Origin of the sequence: Photobacterium sp. OFAV2-7 (assembly GCF_022347985.1) — a bacterium.
Lineage (GTDB): Bacteria > Pseudomonadota > Gammaproteobacteria > Enterobacterales > Vibrionaceae > Photobacterium.
This window is the reverse complement of the sequence record NZ_JAKRFQ010000430.1, coordinates 1-4237: the sequence shown is the minus strand read 5'-3', so window position 1 is coordinate 4237 and position 4237 is coordinate 1. Positions and strand designations below refer to the sequence as shown.

The 4237-nt window shown below is 42.1% G+C and carries 7 protein-coding genes; 2 read left to right on the top strand and 5 right to left on the bottom strand.

Annotated elements, in window-relative coordinates; translation table 11 throughout:
• Nucleotides 1–322: GGDEF domain-containing protein (locus tag MHN01_RS18330; protein WP_239412663.1), on the top strand; the 322-nt coding region annotated here is incomplete at its 5' end.
• Nucleotides 323–333: 11 nt separating this feature from the next.
• On the opposite strand, the gene MHN01_RS18325 is transcribed toward MHN01_RS18330, so the two are convergent.
• Nucleotides 334–894, bottom strand: coding sequence for a TetR/AcrR family transcriptional regulator (locus MHN01_RS18325; protein WP_239412662.1), 561 nt, complete (start codon nucleotides 892–894; stop codon nucleotides 334–336).
• A gap of 118 nt (nucleotides 895–1012) precedes the next feature.
• On the opposite strand from MHN01_RS18325, the gene MHN01_RS18320 reads away from it, so the two are divergent.
• Nucleotides 1013–1564: a dihydrofolate reductase family protein gene (locus MHN01_RS18320; RefSeq protein WP_239412661.1), complete on the top strand. Its 552-nt coding sequence runs from the start codon at nucleotides 1013–1015 to the stop codon at nucleotides 1562–1564.
• A gap of 202 nt (nucleotides 1565–1766) precedes the next feature.
• On the opposite strand, the gene MHN01_RS18315 is transcribed toward MHN01_RS18320, so the two are convergent.
• From MHN01_RS18315 to MHN01_RS18300, 4 genes are all read right to left on the bottom strand, one after another.
• Nucleotides 1767–2168 carry an H-NS family nucleoid-associated regulatory protein gene (locus MHN01_RS18315; RefSeq protein WP_239412664.1) on the bottom strand — a complete coding sequence of 134 codons (402 nt, stop codon included), beginning with the start codon at nucleotides 2166–2168 and terminating at the stop codon, nucleotides 1767–1769.
• A gap of 119 nt (nucleotides 2169–2287) precedes the next feature.
• A complete protein-coding gene (locus MHN01_RS18310; RefSeq protein WP_239412660.1) occupies nucleotides 2288–2548 on the bottom strand; it encodes a hypothetical protein in 261 nt (86 codons plus the stop codon).
• A gap of 82 nt (nucleotides 2549–2630) precedes the next feature.
• Nucleotides 2631–3245 carry a LysE family translocator gene (locus MHN01_RS18305; protein ID WP_239412659.1) on the bottom strand — a complete coding sequence of 205 codons (615 nt, stop codon included), beginning with the start codon at nucleotides 3243–3245 and terminating at the stop codon, nucleotides 2631–2633.
• 199 nt (nucleotides 3246–3444) lie between these two features.
• A partial coding sequence (locus MHN01_RS18300) for a PLP-dependent aminotransferase family protein (protein ID WP_239412658.1) occupies nucleotides 3445–4237 on the bottom strand: 793 nt, incomplete at its 5' end.

The following is a 4237-nucleotide window of genomic DNA, read 5'->3' as shown; positions in this document are numbered from 1 at the left end:
TGGTGATGAGGTGTTAGCCAAGGCCGCGAAAGTCATGGTAGACAATGTAAGGAGTAATGATTATTGCGTTCGGTTCGGAGGGGAAGAGTTTGTGATTGTGGGTTTTTTCGAGAATGAAGATGCCGCCTTCAACTGTGCTGAACGTGTAAGGCGGAAAACATCACGATTAAAATTTAAGCACAATCACGTTGCGTTTGGTATCACGATAAGTGCGGGGGTTGCAATTAATGATGACGATGAATCCTTTCAGGAGGCTTTGACTCGTGCAGATGAAAAGCTGTATCAAGCAAAGAACTCAGGCCGGAATACCGTTGCTGTTTAGGAGTGCTCCGTTTAAGCATTTTCCAGCGCAACACAATACAACCCTAAAGGGCCTTCTATCATGCTAATTTCCAGAGTTGTCTGGCCGCTATTGCACTGTAACGCAAGCGCATAACCATGAAGGTAATCGACAAGAAGTTCCAATGCATTCTTTGATGAATCGGCGTTCAGGTTTAAAGGCTTAACAACCACACTAAATCGCTCGATAAACACCTCCGCAGGGCTATGTGAGTCCATGCCTAGCAAGATTTCCAATAAGCCGGGATAGCGGCTTAATAGTGTTAAGTAGCTCGTGCACAGTTTATTGAGTTCTGATTTCCAGTTATCACTCATCTTCGGCTCATAAATATCTTCGATTAATGAAGTGGTGATCGCTTCCAAGAGTGCATTCTTGTTGCTGAAATAATGGTAAATCGCCATGGCATCAACACTTAGGCTTGCTGCGAGCTTACGAATACTGGGGATCTTCCCATCTTCCTGCATCAAACTCTTAGCCATATCCATAATGGCTTCTTTACTCAGCTGACTGCCTGAGCCCTTGGGGCGGCCTCGTTTTTTCTCCTTGACAGGCATTTTATTTCCTCGTTAGACTAATAATAATTCTACAGTGTAGAAATAATTGTAACTCAAACTGAGCTTAAAGCCAAGAAAGGGCTATGGTGAGTTCGGTATACTCAGAAAGAGCGTAAATATGAAATGTTCAGTATATATCGCAACCAGTGTTGATGGTTTTATTGCTAAAAAAGATGGCAGTGTTGATTGGTTACATACGGCTGGCAAGCCTGACGTCGAGGTCGATACCGGCTGGGATGACTATTTGGCTTCTGTCGACTGTCTGATTATGGGGCGCTCTACCATGGAAGTGATTTCAGCGATGAACCTGACGGCCGAGCAGTGGCCGTATGGTGATATTCGGATCATTGTGCTGAGCAATACGCTGAAAGAAGCGCCAGACAATATGAAGGGGAGAGTAGAGATGTACTCTGGTGATATTGATACTTTGGTAACACGCCTCGAGAACGAAGGCCATCAGCATGCCTATATCGATGGTGGTGCCACTATTCAGACCTTTCTAAACCTTGAGTTAATTAATGAAATGATCATTACCCGTGCACCAGTGTTATTGGGTGAAGGGATCCCGCTGTTTGGCAAAACGTCAAAAGAGATCAGACTGGAACAAGCGAAGGCGACTGCATTTGCCAACGATTTTGTTCAAGTGACGTATATGGTTAACTATCAATGAACCAATGCTCCATTAATATAGTTCTTTATTAGCTAATAATGCGGTATTAACAGAACGCTTCCGTTTCTGAATCTTTTATTGGGTATAGAAGATTTCAAGGTATATGGATGTGTTATGGGAAGAAGTAATATATTTTATTGGGGCAGATAAGTCGTGCAAAGAGTGGGTATAAGTGAAAGCCCCGTGAATCGGGGCTTTACGATTAGATCAGAAAATCATCTAGTGATTTTCCTTCACTTTCAATAGCTTCCTTCAGAGGTGAAGGCATACGACCTTGGCCTGTCCAGGTGCGCTCTTCACCATCAACGGTGAATTTATACTTAGCAGGACGAGGCGCACGCTTTGCTTTTTTAGGTGCGTCGGCCAGTGTCGCTAGCAACTCTTCTGGATCGATGCCGTCTGCGATCAACATATCGCGGTATGCTTTTAATTTTTCTTCTTTTTCTTTATCGGCCTGGCGAGATTCTGCTTCAGCTTCTTCACGCTCAGTAACCACAGTTTGTAGTTTCTCAAGGGCTTCTTTAAGTTGCTCTAGCGTGAATTCGTCTCGTGCAGCGGCGCGTAGAGAACGCAGGTTTAGTAGTGTCTTAAAAATATCACTCATGATTTTAATGTTGATAGTCAATAAAACGTGTACTTTACACTAATTCAAGTCATTGGACTATTAATCGCAAAAATACTTGTATTGTTGTTGGGTGTTTATGCTGTAGCATTAATCAACCCTTATAAGATAAGGTTATCTAGTTCAAGCTTAATTGTTCTTATCGTTTTTTTAAGCTCCGATGATAGGTAATACCCAACAGCAAGCGAGATAGAGTATGTCATTATATAGCTTGGGTTTACGTCCTGATTTAGCTCATTTAAAAACAAAGCTAATATAGCGCCACAAACAACAGTCAGTATCCAATAGTTGGCGCGAGCATGTGTTAGGCTATCTCTTAATTTTTCTACAGTCATAGCGGTACCCCATGTTTTTCGAATCATTGTTTCTCTTTGATTGAATTAGTATGGAGTGTTCATGCCAATAGATATAATCGTTTAGACTTATCAATTTGATAGGTTGAACCTATTGGCGAATAAACAGCAAGTTAGCACCAGAAAAGGCTAAAAATAATGAGCAACCCTTGTTAAAACGCTTTGCCATTTTGGGTTTCGAAAACCAATGTCTTAGGTATAAGCCAAAGATCGCGTAGATTGATATTGCCAGCATTTCTAATAGGAGAAATGTACCACCCAACACAAAAAACTGCGCGTCTACGTTAGCTTTAACGTCTACAAACTGGGGCAAAAAGGCTGTGAAAATTAGGATAGCTTTTGGGTTGCCTGCCGCCAGTGCAAATTCTTGCCTTGCTAACCCAGGAAGACTTTTGTTTCGCTTGATATCTGCTACAGGGCTAGCTTCTGAGCGCCAGAGATTAAAGGCTATCCAGAGCAAGTAAATTGCACCTGTCAGTTTAATAAGAAAGAACAGTGTCTCCGATGTATATAATACGACTGCTAGCCCAGAAGCTGCGAGAGCAATCATTCCTGAAAATGCAGTGATTCGGCCTAGTCCAGCTATAAAAGCGGATTTAAATCCATAGCATCTTGCATTATTCATAGATAAAAGGTTATTAGGCCCTGGTGTCATGTTGAGTGCAAAACACGCAGGTATAAAGAGCAGCAACTTCCAAATTTCCATAATGTCTCACTTGCCAAACTAAAATTTTTTATACAGCAGCTTACCATACCAAGATCAAACAGGGATAACTTCAGTAATACCATTGTCCAACAGATCTAAAGCACCTTCGTATCCATGAACAGGTTTCCTGTTCAGTTTTTCTTGAGCCAGAGATGAGTTATGAACATCCTCAACTATGTCTGGTAGTTTCCAGCCTATATCACGCCATCATGTTTTGGATTAACTCGGCCAACCGTTTTATTGCTCTTTCCTCTGAGCCTGAGCACTCAAATGATGAATTTAATCGAAAACAGTTATTAAACTGATTACTCACGGAGAACATTTTTCCTGGGGCAATACTGATGTTCTCTTTTAAGGCATGTTGGTACAGCTCTGTTGCATCGAGATGTTCCGGTAACTCAACCCATAAAAAATAGCCACCTTCGGAGTAATTTACGTTTACATCTGAAGGAAAGTAAGAACTTAGCATCTGCCAAGTTGCAAATTTGCGCTGTTCAAGCTTCCTTCGCAATTGACGTAAATGGCTTTCGTAATTGCGAGTAGACAGATATTTCGCAAGAGCCAGCTGAATAGGTGCACTGGCAGATAATGTGCTCATCAATTGGAGTTTTTGGATAGGCAGTGCCATTTTTCCTGCTGCTACCCAGCCAATCCGAAAACCCGCCACCAGAGTTTTAGAAAAAGATGAGCAATGCATCGTCAGGCCTTGCTGATCAAACGCCTTTGCTGGTAATGGTTTGTCAGCCCCATAATACAGTTCACTATATACATCATCTTCAATCAGGTAGACATTGTATTCTGTCAGCAGCTCAATTAACCGCTTCTTCTTCTCATTCGACAAAGTACAGCCCAAAGGGTTTTGATGATTTGTCATCAACCAACAAGCTTTTACAGGGTGGGACTGCAACGCCTTTTCAAGTGCATCAAGATCAATTCCATCTCTCGAGTGAGTGCGGATGGATAGGGCGCGCAAATTAAGCCTTTGCAGAGAT

Coding starts and splice junctions, on each gene's coding strand:
- MHN01_RS18325 (WP_239412662.1), bottom strand. CDS start 894: ATGCCTGTCAAGGAGAAAAAACGAGGCCGCCCCAAGGGCTCAGGCAGT.
- MHN01_RS18320 (WP_239412661.1), top strand. CDS start 1,013: ATGAAATGTTCAGTATATATCGCAACCAGTGTTGATGGTTTTATTGCT.
- MHN01_RS18315 (WP_239412664.1), bottom strand. CDS start 2,168: ATGAGTGATATTTTTAAGACACTACTAAACCTGCGTTCTCTACGCGCC.
- MHN01_RS18310 (WP_239412660.1), bottom strand. CDS start 2,548: ATGATTCGAAAAACATGGGGTACCGCTATGACTGTAGAAAAATTAAGA.
- MHN01_RS18305 (WP_239412659.1), bottom strand. CDS start 3,245: ATGGAAATTTGGAAGTTGCTGCTCTTTATACCTGCGTGTTTTGCACTC.